Source organism: Pseudomonas sp. o96-267 (genome assembly GCF_003935465.1).
Classification (GTDB): domain Bacteria; phylum Pseudomonadota; class Gammaproteobacteria; order Pseudomonadales; family Pseudomonadaceae; genus Aquipseudomonas; species Aquipseudomonas sediminis.
The window spans coordinates 1-17,893 of record NZ_RHQP01000039.1 but is presented as its reverse complement, the minus strand read 5'-3'; the positions used below and the strand labels follow the sequence as shown (position 1 = coordinate 17,893).

Annotated in this window: 18 protein-coding genes, 1 other RNA gene and 1 pseudogene; 15 read left to right on the top strand and 5 right to left on the bottom strand. The window is 62.7% G+C overall.

What is annotated here, in order from left to right; translation table 11 throughout:
* The first annotated feature begins 4 nt into the window (after nucleotides 1-4).
* From EGJ86_RS21420 to EGJ86_RS21410, 3 genes are read left to right on the top strand one after another with little or no spacing between them, the layout of a single operon-like run.
* Complete coding sequence (locus EGJ86_RS21420; RefSeq protein ID WP_125836546.1) at nucleotides 5-1,417, top strand: multicopper oxidase domain-containing protein; 1,413 nt, start codon at nucleotides 5-7, stop codon at nucleotides 1,415-1,417.
* 51 nt (nucleotides 1,418-1,468) lie between these two features.
* The gene (locus EGJ86_RS21415) at nucleotides 1,469-1,963 is read left to right on the top strand and encodes a plastocyanin/azurin family copper-binding protein (protein ID WP_125836545.1); all 495 of its coding nucleotides are present in this window, start codon (nucleotides 1,469-1,471) and stop codon (nucleotides 1,961-1,963) included.
* Nucleotides 1,964-1,982: 19 nt separating this feature from the next.
* Nucleotides 1,983-2,276, top strand: coding sequence for a copper-binding protein (locus EGJ86_RS21410; RefSeq protein ID WP_059391761.1), 294 nt, complete (start codon nucleotides 1,983-1,985; stop codon nucleotides 2,274-2,276).
* A gap of 42 nt (nucleotides 2,277-2,318) precedes the next feature.
* Here the strand turns inward: EGJ86_RS21410 and EGJ86_RS21405 are convergent, their stop codons facing one another.
* Nucleotides 2,319-2,597, bottom strand: coding sequence for an HU family DNA-binding protein (locus EGJ86_RS21405; RefSeq protein ID WP_017677253.1), 279 nt, complete (start codon nucleotides 2,595-2,597; stop codon nucleotides 2,319-2,321).
* A gap of 137 nt (nucleotides 2,598-2,734) precedes the next feature.
* Nucleotides 2,735-4,327 (bottom strand): triacylglycerol lipase, encoded by a 1,593-nt coding sequence (locus EGJ86_RS21400; RefSeq protein ID WP_125836544.1) that lies wholly within the window; start codon nucleotides 4,325-4,327, stop codon nucleotides 2,735-2,737.
* Between the two features lie 196 nt (nucleotides 4,328-4,523).
* Between EGJ86_RS21400 and EGJ86_RS25705 the strand changes: the two are divergent.
* From EGJ86_RS25705 to ffs, 3 genes and pseudogenes are all read left to right on the top strand, one after another.
* Nucleotides 4,524-5,300 (top strand): annotated as a pseudogene (locus EGJ86_RS25705) (MCP four helix bundle domain-containing protein); the annotation flags it as partial.
* Nucleotides 5,301-5,453: 153 nt separating this feature from the next.
* Nucleotides 5,454-6,158, top strand: coding sequence for a methyl-accepting chemotaxis protein (locus EGJ86_RS25700; protein ID WP_372237985.1), 705 nt, complete (start codon nucleotides 5,454-5,456; stop codon nucleotides 6,156-6,158).
* A 104-nt stretch (nucleotides 6,159-6,262) separates the two neighbouring features.
* An RNA gene (gene ffs / locus EGJ86_RS21390) (signal recognition particle sRNA small type) lies at nucleotides 6,263-6,359 on the top strand.
* A 126-nt stretch (nucleotides 6,360-6,485) separates the two neighbouring features.
* Here the strand turns inward: ffs and EGJ86_RS21385 are convergent.
* Both EGJ86_RS21385 and EGJ86_RS21380 read right to left on the bottom strand, forming a co-directional pair.
* Nucleotides 6,486-6,773, bottom strand: coding sequence for a DUF3509 domain-containing protein (locus EGJ86_RS21385; protein ID WP_017677242.1), 288 nt, complete (start codon nucleotides 6,771-6,773; stop codon nucleotides 6,486-6,488).
* Nucleotides 6,774-6,826: 53 nt separating this feature from the next.
* Nucleotides 6,827-7,048 carry a hypothetical protein gene (locus tag EGJ86_RS21380; RefSeq protein WP_099525504.1) on the bottom strand — a complete coding sequence of 74 codons (222 nt, stop codon included), beginning with the start codon at nucleotides 7,046-7,048 and terminating at the stop codon, nucleotides 6,827-6,829.
* A gap of 465 nt (nucleotides 7,049-7,513) precedes the next feature.
* Between EGJ86_RS21380 and dnaX the strand changes: the two genes are divergently transcribed.
* From dnaX to EGJ86_RS21355, 5 genes are all read left to right on the top strand, one after another.
* Nucleotides 7,514-9,619 (top strand): DNA polymerase III subunit gamma/tau, encoded by a 2,106-nt coding sequence (gene dnaX / locus EGJ86_RS21375; protein ID WP_125836542.1) that lies wholly within the window; start codon nucleotides 7,514-7,516, stop codon nucleotides 9,617-9,619.
* A 23-nt stretch (nucleotides 9,620-9,642) separates the two neighbouring features.
* A complete protein-coding gene (locus EGJ86_RS21370) occupies nucleotides 9,643-9,969 on the top strand; it encodes a YbaB/EbfC family nucleoid-associated protein (RefSeq protein ID WP_074940389.1) in 327 nt (108 codons plus the stop codon).
* A 212-nt stretch (nucleotides 9,970-10,181) separates the two neighbouring features.
* On the top strand, nucleotides 10,182-10,781 hold the full coding sequence (recR, locus tag EGJ86_RS21365) for a recombination mediator RecR (RefSeq protein ID WP_125836541.1): 600 nt from the start codon (nucleotides 10,182-10,184) through the stop codon (nucleotides 10,779-10,781).
* A gap of 30 nt (nucleotides 10,782-10,811) precedes the next feature.
* Entirely contained in the window at nucleotides 10,812-11,390 is a 579-nt protein-coding gene (locus EGJ86_RS21360; protein WP_125836540.1) for a DUF4157 domain-containing protein, read from the top strand.
* A gap of 66 nt (nucleotides 11,391-11,456) precedes the next feature.
* Nucleotides 11,457-12,605: an acyl-CoA dehydrogenase family protein gene (locus tag EGJ86_RS21355; protein ID WP_125836539.1), complete on the top strand. Its 1,149-nt coding sequence runs from the start codon at nucleotides 11,457-11,459 to the stop codon at nucleotides 12,603-12,605.
* Between the two features lie 77 nt (nucleotides 12,606-12,682).
* Here EGJ86_RS21355 and EGJ86_RS21350 read toward each other — a convergent pair whose 3' ends face one another.
* Nucleotides 12,683-13,630 (bottom strand): AraC family transcriptional regulator, encoded by a 948-nt coding sequence (locus EGJ86_RS21350; RefSeq protein ID WP_099525509.1) that lies wholly within the window; start codon nucleotides 13,628-13,630, stop codon nucleotides 12,683-12,685.
* A 496-nt stretch (nucleotides 13,631-14,126) separates the two neighbouring features.
* Between EGJ86_RS21350 and EGJ86_RS21345 the strand changes: the two genes are divergently transcribed.
* The 4 genes from EGJ86_RS21345 to EGJ86_RS21330 all read left to right on the top strand — a co-directional run bounded on the left by EGJ86_RS21345 (nucleotide 14,127) and on the right by EGJ86_RS21330 (nucleotide 17,741).
* The gene (locus tag EGJ86_RS21345) at nucleotides 14,127-14,426 is read left to right on the top strand and encodes an antibiotic biosynthesis monooxygenase family protein (protein ID WP_125836538.1); all 300 of its coding nucleotides are present in this window, start codon (nucleotides 14,127-14,129) and stop codon (nucleotides 14,424-14,426) included.
* 78 nt (nucleotides 14,427-14,504) lie between these two features.
* Entirely contained in the window at nucleotides 14,505-15,794 is a 1,290-nt protein-coding gene (locus EGJ86_RS21340; protein ID WP_125836537.1) for an FAD-binding oxidoreductase, read from the top strand.
* Nucleotides 15,795-15,810: 16 nt separating this feature from the next.
* Nucleotides 15,811-16,368 carry an XRE family transcriptional regulator gene (locus tag EGJ86_RS21335; RefSeq protein ID WP_125836536.1) on the top strand — a complete coding sequence of 186 codons (558 nt, stop codon included), beginning with the start codon at nucleotides 15,811-15,813 and terminating at the stop codon, nucleotides 16,366-16,368.
* A 26-nt stretch (nucleotides 16,369-16,394) separates the two neighbouring features.
* The gene (locus EGJ86_RS21330; RefSeq protein WP_125836535.1) at nucleotides 16,395-17,741 is read left to right on the top strand and encodes a glutamine synthetase family protein; all 1,347 of its coding nucleotides are present in this window, start codon (nucleotides 16,395-16,397) and stop codon (nucleotides 17,739-17,741) included.
* Nucleotides 17,742-17,893: the final 152 nt, after the last annotated feature.

The window sequence follows — 17,893 nt, the reverse complement described above, 5'->3', positions numbered from 1 at the left end:
CCAGATGGTTTCACGACGCGATTTCTTTCTCGGGGCCGGCGCCCTCGGCGCTGCGGTGGCCACTTCGGCAGTCAGCCGGGTGGCCATGGCGGCCCTGCCCGAACCGGTGCTGCAGGCCAGCGCCGCCCCCCAACCGCCGCTGCAGCCGGGCAGTGGGCGGCCCTACAACCCGGTGGTCACCCTCAACGGCTGGACACTGCCGTGGCGCATGAACAACGGCGTCAAGGAGTTCCACCTGGTCGCCGAGCCGGTGGTGCGCGAGCTGGCGCCCGGCTACAAGGCCCACCTGTGGGGCTACAACGGCCAGTCGCCGGGGCCGACCATCGAGGTGGTGGAGGGCGACCGGGTGCGCATCTTCGTTACCAACAAGCTGCCCGAGCACACCAGCATCCACTGGCACGGCCAGCGCCTGCCCAACGGCATGGACGGTGTGACGGGCCTGACCCAGCCGGCGATTCCCTCTGGCAAGACCTTCGTCTACGAGTTCGTCGCCCGCCGTCCCGGCACCTTCATGTATCACCCGCACGCCGACGAGATGGTGCAGATGGCCATGGGCATGATGGGCTTCTGGGTCACCCACCCCAGGGAGCACCACCCGCTGATCAGCGAGGTGGACCGCGACTACTGCTTGCTGCTCAGCGCCTACGACATCGAGCCGGGTGCCTACACGCCGAAGATCATGCAGATGCTCGATTTCAACCTGTGGACCTTCAACAGTCGGGTGTTTCCCGGCATCGACCCGCTGGTGGCGCGCCAGGGCGAGCGCGTGCGCCTGCGCGTCGGCAACCTGACCATGACCAACCCCCCGATCCACCTGCACGGTCACGAGGTCGAGGTCACCGGCACCGCCGGCGGGCCGACCCCGGGCGGCGCGCGCTGGCCGGAGGTGACCGCCGACGTGGCGGTGGGGCAGATGCGCCAGCGGGAGGTCATCGCCGACGAGGAGGGCGACTGGGCGCTGCACTGCCACAAGAGCCACCACACCATGAACGCCATGGGCCACGCCGTGCCGACCCTGGTCGGCGTCGATCACCGCGACATGACCCGCAAGATCGCCAAACTGGTGCCGGACTACATGGTGATGGGCGAGCGCGGCATGGCCGACATGGCGGAGATGCAGATGCCGCTACCCGACAACACCGTGCCGATGATGACCGGCGACGGCCCGTTCGGCGCGGTGGAGATGGGCGGCATGTTCACCATGCTCAAGGTGCGCAAGGAGCAGGCCGCCGGCGACTACCGCGACCCGGGCTGGTTCGAGCACCCAGCCGGCACGGTGGCCCATGAGTGGAAGGGCGCACTGGCCAACCCGAGCCGCTCGCACGACGGCGGCGGCCAGTCGATGCCGCTCAAGCAGCCGCTCGAGGCGCCGGTGGAAGTGCAGGTACGCAAGCCGGGTGGCCATGCCGGGCATTGACGGGGCGGGCTGTCACGCGGCCCGCTCCCCACAGCAAGCGAGGATTCACAGATGAAAACAGCACAGTTACTGGTTCTGACCCTGATCGGGCTGCTCGGCAGCCCGGCAGCGCTGGCCCACAGCCAGGCGCACGAGGGGCATCAGGCCGCCGCAACGATCAGGGAGCAGAAGCCCTGGGGCATCGCCGGCGATGACGTTGAGGTCGACCGCACCATCGAGATCCGCATGACCGACCAGATGCGCTTCACTCCGGATCGGCTGCAGATCAGGCAGGGCGAGACCATCCATTTTGTCCACCACAACGACGGCAAGCTGCTCCACGAGTTCGTCATCGGCACCCGCGAAACCCTGGATGAACATGCCGAGGCGATGCTGCGTTTTCCCGGTATGCAGCACGACGAGCCTTACATGGCTCACGTTGCGCCGGGGCAGAGCGGCGAGATGATCTGGACCTTCAACCGCGCCGGCGAATTCGATTTCGCCTGCCTGATCGCCGGCCACTACCAGGCCGGCATGGTTGGCACCATCCAGGTGCTGGCCGACTGACCTACGAGAGGAAACACGCATGAAGAAGCAACTGATGATCGCGGCGCTGGCCGCCCTGTTCAGTCTGCCGTTGCAGGCCGCCGACCCCGCGCCGCTGAGCCAGGGCGAGGTGCGCAAGGTGGACGCCGCCGCGCAGAAGATCACCCTGCGCCACGGCCCCATCGCCAGTATCGGCATGCCGCCGATGACCATGGTCTTCGAGGTCGAGAAGCCGGAACTACTGGAAGGGGTTTCAGCAGGAGAGAAGGTGAAGTTTCAAGTGCAGCAGCGGGGTAACCGTTACATCGTTACCGAACTGCAGGTAGTGGAGTAGCCAGAGAGCCGGCCCAGGCATTGCGCCTGGGCTGGCGAACACTCAGTTCAGGCCGTCGGTCAGGGCCTTGGCAGGTACCAGCTTGACCACTTTCTTGGCAGCGATTTCGATGGCTTTGCCGGTCTGCGGGTTACGGCCGGTGCGTGCCGGGCGCTCGCTCACTTTCAGCTTGCCGATGCCTGGCAGGGTGATCTCACCGTCGTTTTCCAGTGCGTCGCCGACAATTTCGCCCAGCTGATCGATCAGGGTGCGGACAGTGGCTTTGGGCAGGGATACGGCCTCGGCCAGGTCGCTGATCAGTTGGTCTTTGGTGATTGCCATGATGTAACTCCGTTTGCAGGTGAGAGGTTCGATGCTGCCGATATGGAACTGCGCAGTCGAAAACGTGGGAACGCTAACATAAAAGACATGATTCGGCAGTGCCGCAACGGGCACTGCCGATAGGGCTTAGTGTCGCATCAGTCCTGGTGGTTCCAGCGTGCTAGCAAAAAACGCAGCCTGCCGCTGATGCCGGGTTCGCTGGCGCTGTCGAACGGCACCTCGATCTCCAGGCTTCCATCGTTCTGGAGGTTGCCATCGAGTTTATGGTCGGCGCTGTGCACCCCCTGGTTCTGCCAGGCGTGGCTCACCTGCCAGCCGCTGTCGGCGCTGGGCGGGGTTATTTCCAGCACCAGGCTGTTGCGGAACAGGTAGCTGCCCTCGAAATGCTGGTTGACCCATAGCTTGCGCTCCACCTCGTAGTCCGGCACTCGCACGTTAAAGGTCAAGGTATAGGCCAGCCCCTTGCGCCTGCTGTTCACGCGCGCCCGATCAGCCAGAAACAGGCTGCCAAGAAACAGCTTGCCGTTCTCCTGCGGTGCCTTGAGCCAGTGCTGGTGGGCGAGACAGGCCACCGAATCCTCTTCGGCAGTACGCCGGCTCAGGTACCAGAGCTTGCCACGGGGGGCGGCGAGCACTTCGAACTGGTACAGGGCGTTGACCGTTTGCCCCTGGCTCTCAGACTTGCGCAGCTCCTTGGGCAGGGTGATGGCGTCGACTTCAGCCCAGATGTCCACACGTACATCGCCGAACAGAAAGCGCGTGAGATTCTGGTAAGCCTCCTCGCTGTTGACGATGCCGAAGTAGCCGGAATGCGCTCGATAGGTAAAGGCCTTGGCGCAGGGCGCTGTCGGTTTGCTGCTAGCGTCCAGGCCGCAGAGGGTCGCGTTGTCGATGCGCACCAGGCCGTCGCTGCCGTGGCCGGCGAAGGTGCGCGACAGACCCAGGCCAGCTTCGTAGTCCATGCGGTTGGTGCCAACCATGCAGAAGAAGCGTTTGGATGCAAAGCGTGCCTCGGGCAGCCAGTCGACGCGTTCGGTGAGCTTGTAGGCAGCTTCCAGATCCAGAAAGGTCGCCAGGCGCTGGCGGTTGAAATTGCTGATATCGCTCAGGCTCAGCCAGCTCGGCGGGTTGATGCCAAGCAGGTCGATGCCGTTATGCGGAGTAGCGTAGGTGAACACCTTGTCCACCAGCTGAGCCGCGCCGCCCGGGTCCAGCTTGGGATTTTGCAGCAGGCCGCGGCAGACCAGGCCACCCATCGAATGGGCCACCAGATAGCAGCGAAAGTCGGTCTTGCTAATGCCGTTCTTGGGGTTGGCGCAGATCAGCTCGCGCACCTTGAGTATCAGCTCGCCAAGCTTGCTGGCGAATACCTCCAGGCTCGGTGTGCTGCCGATGCCCAGCAGCCGTGAGGCCTCGTCGTAGTAGCGATAGATAATGATCGAACGGCTGCCCAGGCGATTGTCGGTATTGGCGGCCCATTCCGGGTCGAGAATGTCGTAGCCGTCTTCGTACACGTCCTGATAGTCGAATTCCGTGGCCAGGCGGATCACTGGCGACTCGAAGACGAATTTGCGTGGCTGGCGGGTCTTTTCCGCCACCGCGCGGTAGACGGTAGAACCGAGATTGAAACCGCAGAACGGGTCGGCGCTGGTCTGGTCGATCTCCCCCGGGGTCATGGCATAGCCACGCACGTAGATGATCGGATGGAAGGGGCTATGCGAATTGGCCATGGTTGCTCCTGAGGTGGCGTGCGCGTGCCTCGGGAATGCTCATCATGGCCGAACTGCGGGATGCGACGAGTGGCGCGGGTAATAGTGGAGAAGGTTAGCTCAGCGCCAGAGGTTTTCCAGATTTTTGCACCGCCAGACGGCGACTTGGCAAGGCTCGACTAAGCTACTGATACTTGCCTAATGCTGGAGTGCCATCATGTTGCGCGCATTTGCCGATCTGGGGTTCCGCTGGAAGATTGCCCTGCCCATTCTGTTGCTGGCCGCCTTGCTGGTAGCGATGGGAACCTTGGGTGTGCGCGGTATCACTCAGGTCGCCGAATCCAGTACCACGCTGACCAATCGCCATCTGCCTGCCATCAGCCTGCTGCTCAATGCCGACCGGGATCTGTACCAGGCCTTCGTCGCTGAGCGTAGCCTGCTTGATGAGGGTGCCGAGGATCACGTCGCCGCGCTCAAGAAAACTCACGCCGAGAACCTGCAGCAGGCCTATGACCGCGTGCACAAGTTCGCCGCGATGCAGCCAGGCAGCGAAGCACTGGCTCTGGTGGCCGATTTCGACCGTGGTTTCGAACGCTGGAAGGCGACCTCGTTGCGCGTGCTGGAGCTGGCCAATAGCGACCCCAATGCTGCCAGTCGGTTGAGTTTCGCCGATAGCGAGGCGCAATTCGAAGAGGCGCGCAGTGCCATCGACAAGCTCGGCGAGCTTGAGGACAACGCGGCCAATGCGGTGGGCACCGAAGCCATCGCCCGTGGCGAGTCTCTGGCCTGGCAGCAAGGGCTGATCATCGCTATCGGCCTGCTGGTGTGCCTGGTGCTGGTGGTGGGCTTCCCGCTGTTGGTGACCCGTCCGCTGCACAACCTGCTGCATCGTATCGAACAGATCGCCGATGGTGACGGCGACCTGCGTGTGCGCCTGGACGTGCTGTCCAAGGACGAACTGGGCCAGCTCAGCCATGCCTTCAACCGCTTCCTCGACAAGCTGCAACCCTTGATCAAGGAAGTCGGCCGCGTTACTGATGAAGTCGCCGATTCAGCCAAGAGCCTGGCAGACCTGGCGGCTGCCAATGACCGGCTGATCAGCAGTGAGCACGCGGCAGTGGATCAGGTCAGCACTGCGGCCACCGAAATGAGCGTGGCCGTGCATGAAGTGGCGCGCAACGCGCAGAACGCTGCCGATGCAGCACGCAATGCCGAGCAACAGTCACGCGAGGGTGCCCAGGTGGTGGGGGCGACCATCCATTCGATCCGTCAGCTGGCTCAGGAAGTGGAAAGCGCCTCCGACACCATCCAGACCCTGGAGCAGGAAACCGCCAACATCGGTGCGGTACTGGCGGTGATCAAGGGCATCGCTGAACAGACCAACCTGCTGGCGCTCAACGCGGCCATCGAGGCAGCGCGGGCAGGGGAGCAGGGCCGCGGTTTTGCCGTGGTCGCCGATGAGGTGCGAGCGCTGGCAGCACGTACCCAGGAGTCGACCAAGGACATCCAGCAGATGATCGAGCGTCTACAGGCTGGTGTGCAGAATGCGGTCAAGGCCACGCACTCAGGCAGCGCACGGGCGCGGCAGAGCGTGGAGCAGGCTGCCGGTGTGGACCAGGCTTTGAGCGTGACCGGTGATTCGGTGCAACGCATCAACGACATGGCTGCGCAGATCGCCACCGCCTGCGAGGAACAGAGCAGTGTTACCGAGGAAATCGCGCGCAATATCAGCGACATTCGCGACCTCTCCAACGAAGCGGCGCAGACCTCCGAACAGAGCACGCGGGCCAGCCAACACCTGTCCGAGCTGTCCCACGGGCTGGCCCAGTTGGTGGGACGTTTCCGGGTGTGACGTCAGTGTCTCGCGTATCTAAGTGTTTGAAGCAGTTGTAAGTTTACGTTTAGCCGTTACAATGGCGCGGCTCGTCGCAATGGCGAGCAGCGTTATGGTGGCCCTGCCGGTCCCCTCGCAACGATTACCCGTTAACCTGGTCAGGCCCGGAAGGGAGCAGCCACAGCGGGAACATTGTGTGCCGGGGTGTGGCTGGTAGGGTCCACCTCCAGTTTCCAAGCCCTTGCATCCTTCTATCTCAATATCTCAACGCCCATCTGGCGGTTTTTTTGCTGTGCGTAATAAAACGCCCGCGCTTTGGGCGCGGGCTTTCGGCTGTTTGCAGGCTCAGGCGATGCGGTAATTCAACACGCTGTCCTGTTCCTTGAGCGTCTTGCGCAGATCGGCTGGGATATTGCCGGCGCGTACGGCCAGTTCCAGGCGGATTTCTTCCAGGCTCTGGGCGAAGGCATTCTGGTCGTTGATCTGTGGCTTGGCCAGGACGCGGCTGTAGACAGTGCTGTCGCTCTCGTCGAGCAGGGCGAGGATGATGCTGCCGTCCGGTCGCGGTGAGCTGAAGCTGGCACGCAACGGATTGAACAGGTGATCGACGAGCTGTTGGTTGGTGAGTTCCATGTCCTACTCCATCCTGAGGTTGGTCACCTTCGACCTCAGGATGACGACTTAGTTCAGGCAGTGAGCGACTGGCGGGTACGCTCGATCACCTGTTGCAGCGATTCGTCGTTGTACTGGCCTGGGTAGAGACGCTGGCTGTACTGGGCGATACCGGTCTTGTCGACCAGGGTAAAGCTGAAGCTGCCCTTGCGCGTTGCCTGGATGCGGCAATCGAACGGAGCGAAGGCGTGAGTCAGGGTGCTGATGGCTTTCTGAATTTGATGTTGAGCATTCATTTTTTCTAGGTATTCCTTAAAGCATGTGCGCTTCGTTGCGCGTGGTGTAGCTCCATGTGGTTGGCCGAAAAACGGCCATAGCATGTCAACCGATCGGAGCTTGATTAGCACGATAAAGTTCCATTGTTACGGTTCTTCGGCGTGGTCGGTACGTCGGAGGCAGGCAGAGGAACTGCACCGATAAACGGCGAGTCGGCCTGATCAGTCAGCAGGTGGGATCGGGGAGGGCGGCAGCGCGGAGATGCGCTAGACGTTGAACCGGGAAACCAGCGAGGGGGCGCAAAGGCCTTAATGACTTACAGCGTGGTACGAACGGCGCGGATGGTAATGCTTTGTGCAAGAAATAACCAGCACTATTTCTCAAGTCAGGGCGATGCTGCCCCACACATGCGGGTGGCGGATGCAATTTGCCGGTTGCTCCGCTAGGATTAGCCCACTTTTGCTTTCCTCATATGACGGTTTTCCATGAGTTATCAGGTTCTTGCACGTAAATGGCGTCCGCGCTCGTTCCGCGAAATGGTCGGCCAGACGCATGTGCTCAAAGCCCTGATCAACGCCCTGGACAGCCAGCGCCTGCACCATGCCTACCTGTTTACCGGTACGCGTGGTGTGGGCAAGACCACTATCGCGCGGATCATTGCCAAGTGCCTGAACTGCGAAACCGGCATCAGCTCTACCCCTTGCGGCACCTGCTCGGTATGTCGGGAAATCGATGAGGGGCGTTTCGTCGACCTGATCGAAGTGGACGCCGCCAGCCGCACCAAGGTCGAAGATACCCGTGAGCTGCTCGACAACGTGCAGTACTCGCCGAGTCGTGGGCGCTTCAAGGTCTACCTGATCGACGAAGTGCACATGCTTTCCACCAGCTCCTTCAACGCCCTGTTGAAGACCCTGGAGGAGCCGCCGCCCCACGTCAAATTCCTCCTCGCCACCACCGACCCGCAGAAGTTGCCGGTTACCGTGCTGTCGCGCTGCCTGCAGTTCTCGTTGAAGAACATGCCGCCGGAGCGGGTGGTAGAGCACCTGACCCACGTATTGACCGCCGAGAACGTCCCGTTCGAGGACGATGCCCTGTGGCTGCTCGGCCGCGCTGCCGACGGCTCGATGCGCGACGCCATGAGCCTGACCGACCAGGCGATTGCCTTCGGCGAGGGCAAGGTGTTGGCGGCTGACGTGCGTGCCATGCTTGGTACGCTCGATCATGGTCAGGTCTACGGTGTGCTACATGCGCTGATCGAGGGCGATGCACGGGCGCTGATCGAGGCGGTACGGCATCTTGCCGAGCAGGGGCCGGATTGGAATGGTGTGCTCTCGGAAATGCTCAACGTTCTGCATCGTGTGGCGATTGCCCAGGCGCTGCCAGAGGCCGTCGACAATGGCCAGGGCGACCGCGAGCGTGTGCTGCAACTGGCCCAGGCGCTGCCAGCCGAGGATGTGCAGTTCTACTATCAGATGGGTTTGATCGGGCGTCGTGACTTGCCCCTGGCACCTGAGCCGCGCGGCGGCTTCGAGATGGTGCTGCTACGGATGTTGGCCTTCCGCCCGGCGGGAGCCGATGACGCGCCCAAGGTCACGCTAAAGCCCTTGGGGATCAGCCAGGCCACTGCTGATTCCCAACAAAATCCAGTGGCCGGCACCGCTATGCCGGCTTCTGCTCCTGTGCTTTCTTCGCCTGCTCCTGCTCCTGCTCCTGCTGTCGCACCGGCGCCTGTTGCGCCTGCCCCGGTTGAGGCCGTCGCGGCTACGCCAGCGCCTGTCGTTGAGCCTGCCGTGAGTGAGCCGGAACCCGAGGTTGTGCCTGCGGTTGCAGCGACCGCTATCGTGGAGCCTGAGCCTGAGCCTGAGCCTGAGCCCGCTGCCCCTGCTGTCGTCGATGTGCCCTGGGAAACTTCCGCGCCCGTTGCGCCTGTGGCCGACGCCGTTCAGGCCGTCGCGTCAGTCGTGCCTGAGGTGACTGTTGTCGAGCCTGAAGTCCCGCAAGTGACCGCGGCTGCCGCTGCGGAGCAGAGCGAGGCTGCGCAGCCGGTGGTGGAAACCGATGGCGCCGACGACGAGCCGCCGCTTGGTGACTACGACTATGTCGAAATGGACGCCGAAACCCTCGATTACGATTTCGGCCAGGCTGAAACCGCTGCGCCTGCGGTCGAAGAACCGTTGCCGGCCGCCAAGCCGGCTACCGGGCTGGCGGCGGAGTGGCTGTCACTGTTCCCGCAGCTCGGCCTGGGCGGCATGACTGGCAGCATCGCCGCCAACTGCACCCTGATCGAAGCCAATGGTGATGACTGGCTGCTGCACCTGGACCCGGCGCACAGCGCGCTGTTCAACCCGACTCAGCAGCGCCGTCTCAATGATGCGCTGAACCAGCAGCAGGGACGCAGCATCAAACTGCGCATAGAACTGTGCAAGCCCGAGCAGGAAACGCCGGCGCAGGCCGCTGCTCGTCGCCGCGCTGATCGCCAGCGCAGCGCCGAGTCCTCGATCCATGCCGACCCGCTGGTGCAGCAAATGATTCAGCAGTTCGCGGCCAAGGTGCGCGACGACAGCATCGAACCACTCGATACCCCCAGTTAATTCTGAACACCGAGGATACCGACATGATGAAAGGTGGCATGGCAGGCCTGATGAAACAGGCTCAGCAAATGCAGGAAAAAATGCAGAAGATGCAGGAAGAGCTGGCCAACGCCGAAGTGACCGGCCAGTCCGGCGCCGGTCTGGTCAGCGTGGTGATGACCGGTCGTCACGACGTCAAGCGCATCACCCTGGATGACAGCCTGATGCAGGAAGACAAGGAAGTGCTCGAAGACCTGATCGCCGCTGCCGTCAACGATGCGGTGCGCAAGGTTGAGCAGAACAGCCAGGACAAGATGTCCGGCATGACTGCAGGGATGCAGCTGCCCCCCGGCTTCAAAATGCCCTTCTGACAGGCCACGTGCCGTCCAGTCGACGCACATGGCGGTGTTGCCGGCGAACTCGGAATCCTCATGTGCTCCAGCACACTGCGGTTCCTCGTCCGCCGGCGCCTTGCCCTGCACGCCGCCTGATCGCCACTCTTACTCGTATTGCTCGCGTGTGCAGTTCGTAGGGTGGGCTTTAGCCCACCAGATCATTGCCCGCCAACTTTTGCAGGACTTCCATGAGCTTCAGCCCTCTGATTCGCCAGTTGATCGATTCTCTGCGCATCCTGCCCGGCGTCGGCCAGAAGACTGCGCAGCGCATGGCGCTGCAACTGCTTGAGCGTGATCGCAGTGGCGGTCAGCGTCTGGCGCAGGCGTTGAGTGCGGCGATGGAAGGCGTGGGACATTGCAAGCGCTGCCGCAGCCTGAGCGAGGACGAGGTCTGCCAGCTGTGCCTGGACGAGCGGCGTGACGACAGCCTGCTGTGTGTGGTGGAAGGTCCGATGGACGTGCATGCAGTGGAGCAGACCGGCTTTCGCGGTCGCTACTTCGTGCTCAAGGGGCACCTGTCGCCGCTCGATGGCCTGGGTCCGGAAGCCATCGGTATTCCAGCGCTGCTGGAGCGTGTCGAGGCCGGTGCTTTCAGCGAAGTCATCCTGGCGACCAATCCGACGGTAGAGGGCGAGGCCACGGCGCACTACATCGCCCAGATCCTTGCCGGCAAAGGCCTGATCGCCTCGCGTATCGCCCATGGTATGCCGCTGGGCGGTGAGCTCGAACTGGTCGATGGCGGCACGCTGGCCCATGCCTTGGCTGGCCGGCGCCCGATCAGCCTGTAAACCGTCAAACCCTCTCGATTCGGAGTGCCTGTGATCGCTGACACTCTGTGCCGTATTGCCCTGTTGCTCCTGCTTGTAGCGCCCCTGGCCGCGCAAGCTCAATGCCCGGCCGGGCAGGTACAGGTGTGCCTGGGCAGCTCCTGTCTGTGCGTGCCGGATCCCGTGCGTATGCGTGAGGACGGCCTGAACCTGGCCGCGGTCAGGCTTGAAGCGTGGTTGCTGCAATCTCGCCAGGCCGCTCTGCGGGCCGGTACCGAGCCCATCCCTTTGATGATTCGCGCGCAGCTCGCGCGGTTCTACGACGATGCGTTGCTCGATGAAGTGCGTTATCGCGTCGGCATAACAGACGAGATGGACGCTGCCACCGTCATGCTGCAGAACCCCGATGTACAGGCCGTGACGCTGGTCGACGTGGTGGTGTTTCGCAGCAGCGATGCCGCCGCAGAGGATGCTGTGCTGTGGGCGCATGAGTTATGGCATGTGCAGCAGTACCGTGAGTGGGGCACCGATGGCTTCGCCCAGCGCTACACCCGTAATTTCCAGTCAGTGGAAGGGCCGGCCTACGAAATGGGCGAGCGAGTGAGGAAGGCGCTGCGCGAGCAGAAATGAAACGCTCGCTTGAAAACCAAGCAAGCGCTAGGTTAGGGTGGCCAAAACAATAACGGGAGTACCCGCATGGCCGCCCCTTTGTCGTATTTCGATGAATCCCACCAACTGGTTCGTGATTCCGTCCGGCGTTTCGTCGAGCGCGAGATCCTGCCGCATATCGACGAGTGGGAGGAGGCCGAGGAGTTTCCTCGTGAGCTGTACCTCAAGGCCGGCGCCGCAGGCATTCTCGGTATCGGCTACCCGGAGCAGTTCGGCGGCAGTCACGAGGGCGATGTCTTCGCCAAGGTCGCGGCCAGCGAGGAGCTGATGCGCAGTGGCTCGGGCGGACTGGTGGCCGGGCTGGGTTCACTGGATATCGGCTTGCCGCCCATCGTCAAATGGGCCAAGCCCGTCGTGCGCGAGCGTGTAGTGCCGCAGGTGCTGGCCGGCGAGAAGATCATGGCGCTGGCGGTGACGGAGCCTTCTGGTGGCTCCGATGTGGCCAATCTCAAAACCCGTGCCGTGCGTGACGGCGACCACTACCGCATCAATGGCAGCAAGACCTTCATCACCAGTGGTGTGCGTGCCGATTACTACACGGTCGCGGTGCGTACCGGTGGCGAGGGCTTTGGCGGCGTCAGCCTGTTGCTGGTGGAGAAGGGTACGCCGGGTTTCACCGTCGGGCGCAAGCTGAAGAAGATGGGTTGGTGGGCGTCCGACACTGCCGAGCTGTTCTTCGACGATTGCAAGGTGCCGGTGGAGAACCTGATTGGTGTGGAGAACGCCGGCTTCGCCTGCATCATGGCCAACTTCCAGAGCGAGCGCCTGAGCCTGGCGATCATGGCCAACATGACCGCGCAACTGGCGCTGGAAGAGTCGATGAAATGGGCGCGCGAGCGTCAGGCGTTCGGTAAACCGGTGGGCAAGTTCCAGGTGCTCAAGCACCGCCTGGCCGAGATGGCGACCCAGTTGGAGGTATCGCGTGAGTTCACCTACCGCCAGGCCGCACAGATGGCGGCTGGCAGAAGCGTGATCAAGGAGATTTCCATGGCCAAGAACTTCGCCACCGATATCGCTGACCGTCTGACCTACGATGCGGTGCAGATCATGGGTGGCATGGGTTATATGCGCGAAAGCCTGGTCGAGCGCCTGTACCGCGACAACCGCATTCTCTCCATCGGTGGGGGCACGCGGGAGATCATGAACGAGATCATTTCGAAGCAGATGGGTTTGTAGCGGCTGGCGTGGGAGGGGCTTCAGCCGCGATTAGCCTAAACGAGGCGAAATAAAGCGCCTCCCACGGAAATCGGTGATCAGGATGCTGCCTGACTCTGCGCCGCCTGGCGCAGGCGCGCGATGTCGCGTTGCGGTGGATCACCGAACAGGCGGCTGTACTCGCGGCTGAACTGCGATGGACTTTCGTAGCCAACGCGATAACTGGCCGCCGCTGCTTCGAGGTTGTCGCACAGCATCAGCCGGCGAGCCTCCTGCAAGCGCAGCTGCTTCTGGTACTGCAGCGGGCTGAATGCCGTCACGGCCTTGAAGCGATGGTGCAGGGTCGACGGGCTCAGGTTCACCTCGCGGGCCAGCTCCTCGATACGCAGCGGCTGGTCGAAGTTCTTGCGCAGCCACTCGATAGCGCGGGAGATGCGTTGGCTCTGGCTGTCGGCGATGACCACTTCATGCAGGCGATGGCCCTGTGGGCTGAGCAGCATGCGATAGAAAATCTCGCGCAGGGCCAGTGGCGCCAGCATGGCGATGTCGCGCGGGGTTTCCAGCAGGCGCAGCAGGCGAATCACCGCATCCAGCAGGCGTGGGTCGAGACGATCGAGAAACAGCGCGCGCTGTGAGGCAGCATCCGGTGCCGGAATGGGCGGCATCTCGGTGAGCAGGCTGCTGATCAGGGCTGGATCGATCTCCAGTGCAAGACTCAGGTACGGCGCCTCCGGGCTGGCTTCGATCACTCGGCCCGTCACCGGCAGCACCACCGATGCCACCAGATAGTTCAGTGGATCATAGACATAGAGTTCGTCACCCAGGCGTATCTCCTTGCGGCCCTGGGCGATGATGCACAGGCACGGGTCGTAGACCGTTTGCATCGGCAGGCTCGGTGTCGTGGCGCGCGCCAGTTTCAACCCTGGAATAGCAGTGAGGTGCAGGCCGTCCTCGGGTACGAAGCGATCGACCAGGCGTGCCATTTCATGGCTGAGTTCGGCAAGGGGAGTGTCGAGCGTTGTGGCGGTGTGAATGGGTGACTGCATGGCGCGCCTCCGGAAAGTCAGCGAAGCCTAGCCAGGTTTTTCAGGCAAGTCATGAGGGGCGGCAGGATTAGGCAAATATTTGCCAGTAATGGGCAAATGACCAGTTATACAGAGTATTTCAAGGTTTATCGCATGACGATTCGGCTGCCTGGCAGTGATCCAATCAATGCAGGTTTAGGCAAGAATATGCCAGTAATCGACTAACGCTGGGATGACCATCTGCCTGATCTTTGTCGTCATCGCGTCGTGCCTCTGTGCCGGCTCAAGCACATGCAGTAGCCATGTCACCCGCTAAGTGGTGCCCACATCCCTCACGAAAGGAGCGAGCCATGCCGAGTAAATGGTTGATCGCGCCATTGACCCTGTTGTTGCTCGCCACGGCCTGGCTCGACTCAAGAGCCGTTGGCGGAGCGACTTTCGTCGAACCAGACGCAGCGCCCCATGTTTTGCAGCGAAACGCTGCCGGTCTGTATTGATTCAGTTCCAGGAGGTTGCCATGAGCATCATTCATCGTATGACCTTTTATGCCCGTCATGGCCGTTCGACTCGGTTGGGTCAGTGCCTGGCGCGGTTGCACGAGGTTGGCCGAGATATGCCGGGCTGCGAACGTCTGCGTGTATTTCCTCTGCACAATGATCCACTGACCTGGTTGATAGAAGGGCAGTGGCGCTCAGCTGCGGCACGTGACGCTTTCCTCGGCAGCGAAGGTCTGCGCCGGGTAGTGGCTCAGGCTATAAACGAAGGGCTGTTCACTCAGCTCGAATGCGGCATGGAGTTACAGCAGCAGGTCGCCTGAGTCGCTCAGACTTGCCTTTGTGAATTTATCTCTATAGATTTTCATGAAATTAATTATTAAAAATTTCATGAGTCATCTATGTTTCGCCACGCCAGTGAGCACGTCGACAGCTACTACGCGCAGAGCTGTCAGGATCGGCTGAAGCGCTATCCGACCCTGCAGGGTGACTTGCAGTGTGATGTGCTGGTGGTCGGCGCCGGCTTCAGTGGCTTGCACACCGCCTTGCGCCTGATCGAAGCGGGACGCAAGGTCATTCTGCTCGAGGCCAGTCGCGTGGCCTGGGCTGCCTCCGGGCGTAACGGTGGGCAGGCGATTCTCGGCTGGTCCTGCGATATGCCGCCGCTGGAAAAGGCGCTTGGTATCGAGCGTGCACGCCGTCTATGGGACGGTATGGCCTGGGCGTCCCGCGAGTTGCGCGAACTGCCGCAGCGTCATGGTTTCGACTGCGATTACCGCCGGGGTCATCTGTGGACGGCAGTGCTCCCGCGCCGCGTGGCGCTGCTGCATGAATGGCAGGAAGAGGCCGCCTATAAGTGGGGGCACCGCGCGCTGCAGTTCGTCTCTCGTGAGCAGATGCCGCAATGGGTCGCCAGTGAGCGTTATCAGGCAGGTCTGTATGACCCAGAAGCCGGCCACCTCAACCCGCTCAAGCTGGCACTGGGTCTGGCCGAGGCCTTCGTTCGCGCCGGCGGGCAGATATTCGAGCAGAGCCGTGCGCTGAGTCAGGATAAGCAGGGCGACGGCTACTACGTGCGTACCGAGCAGGGCAGCGTGCAGGCCGATCAACTGGTGCTGGCCTGCAACACCTATATCGACGATCTGGAGCCGCGTCTGGCTCGGCGCATCCTGCCGGTCGGCACCTACCAGATCGCCACCGAGCCGTTGGGCGCAGAGCGCGTCGAGGCATTGCTGCCGCGCAACACCTGCGTCACCGACAACCAGTTCGTCCTCGATTACTTCCGCCGTACGCCGGATCACCGCCTGCTGTTCGGCGGGGGCTGCACATACCTCGGCGGCTTGCCAAAGGACATCGCTGCTGCCACGCGGCCATTCCTCGAGCGTGTATTCCCGCAGTTGTCAGGCGTGGCCATCGACTTTGCATGGGGCGGGCATATCGACGTGACTCGTGCTCGTACGCCGGATATCGGCGGCGAGAACGGCCGTTACTGGCTGCAGGGCTTCTCCGGACATGGCGTATTGCCGACGCTGGCGGCTGCGCGAGCGGTCAGCGATGCCATTCTCGGCAATGACGACGAACTGGCGCTATACCGGCAGCTGCGCAACCCTGAATTCCCCTTCAGCGAGCGCCTGGCGGCGCCGCTCGAGGCCATTGGCAAGGCCTGGTACCGATTAAGAGACAGCTTCTGAAATGGACAGCCCAGAGATGGACAAGAACCTGGAGATGGCAGCCCTGGCCGTGCTCATCCACGACCTGCGCAAGCACAAGAAGGTCACCCTCAACGAGCTGGCCGAGCGCATCGGCCGCTCCGTGGGCTTTCTCTCGCAGGTCGAGCGTGGCTTGTCGCGCCCGACGGTGGAGGATCTGACCGCCATCGCTGAGGCGCTCGACGTACCCACGACCTATTTCTACAGCCTGCCCAAGCCCAAGGCGCTGGATTGGGTGACCCGGCCGGACGAACGCCGCACCCTGTACCTGGCTGGCGGCATCACCGACATCATGGCCTCGCCGACGCTGCAGGGCGCCTTCATGGTCGTAGACAGCCTGCTCGAGCCGGGCGCCAGCAGTGGCGAGCGGCAGATGAGCGACCGTTCGGAGCAGGCCGGCTACGTGCTCGAAGGCCAACTGACGCTATGGTTGGGCGAGGACGAACAGAGCGCCACGCTTTACCCCGGCGACGTTTTCCAGGTGCCGAGCTATGCGCGCCTGCGTTATGCCAACCAAGGCGACACCCCCGCGCGGGTGTTGTGGATCTACACCTGACCTCCCGTGAATCGGAAATCACCACCATGAACGCCACCCGAGTCGAGCTGCTCGACGAAGTCCGCCAATTCCGCCAGGCCCACCCCGAGGTGCGCTTCGTCGACCTGATCTGTCTGGATATCCCTGGGCATTTCTACGGCAAGCGCTACCCCATCGAGATGCTGGAGAAGGTTGCCGCCGGCAGTGTCCTGAAGTTGCCGCAGAATTGCGTGCTGCTCGGTGCCCAGGGCGGGCTCTACGAGATCGGCGACTACTGCTTCCATGACGGCGACCCGGACGCACCACGGCGACTGATTCCTGGAACGCTCAAGCTGGTGAACTGGGAGCGTCAGCCGCTGGGACAGATGCTGATCAGCTCCGATGGCACCGAAGCACCCATCGAGTTCGAACCGCGCGAGGTGCTGGCGCGTGTGGTGCAGCGCCTGGCGGCGCGTGGCATTCACCCGGTGGTGGCCTTCGAGCTGGAGTTCTACCTGTTCGACAAGGCGCTCAAGGACGGCTTGCCGCAGTACCCGCGCGATGACCTGAGCGGGGATGCCGACGACCAGCCGAACATGCATATCGAACGGCTGTCGCGCTTTGCCGAGGTGCTCGACGACATCAGCGAGACTGCGCGGCTGCAGGGCATTGATACCACGGTGATCACCGCCGAGATCGGCCCGGGGCAGTTCGAGATCAACTTCAGTCATAACGCCGACCCGATGCAGGCAGCCGACTGGTCGGCGCTGTTCTGCCGGGTGACCCGTGGCGTGGCGCTCAAACACGGCCATCGCGCCAGCTTCATGGCCAAGCCGTACCTGCAGTATCCAGGCAGCGGCATGCACATCCATGTCAGCCTGTACGACGAGGCCGGTGACAACCTGCTGGCCCGTGACGAGCAGCGTCCGTTGCGGCATGCCGTGGCCGGTTGCCTGGAGCTGCTGCCGGAGCTCATGCCGATCTACGCGCCGAACCACAACAGCTACCGCCGCTTTGGCGCCCAGGTGAATTCGGCGAGCAAGGCCAGCTGGGGCTTCGAAGACCGCGACGCCTGTGTGCGCATTCCCGAGTCGGACGCGCGCAATCTGCGCCTGGAATTCCGCCTGCCGGGCGCCGATGCCAACCCTTACCTGGTGCTGGCGGCGCTGCTGACCAGTATCGAACAGGGCCTCGACGCCCAGGTCGAGCCCATTGCACCACTGAATGACGACCGCGCCAGCGGCGTCGACTTTCCCAACGACATGCTCGACGCCGTGCGCCGTATGCAGGCCGGCGAGCGCGTCGTCGCTGGTCTAGGCAGCGAGTTCGTCATGGTTTATTGCGAGAACAAACGCCAGGATCACCTGGCCTTCATGCACGACATCAGCCCGCGCGAATACCGCTGGTACCTGTGATGTCACGGACAGAAGGAGGCGCCATGAACAACGCCCAGAACAACTCGAAAACCGCACGCTGGCAGGCCCTGAGCCAGGCCCACCACCTGGCGCCGTTCAGTGATTACAAGCAGCTGGCCGAAAATGGCCCGCGCATCATCACCGAGGCCAAG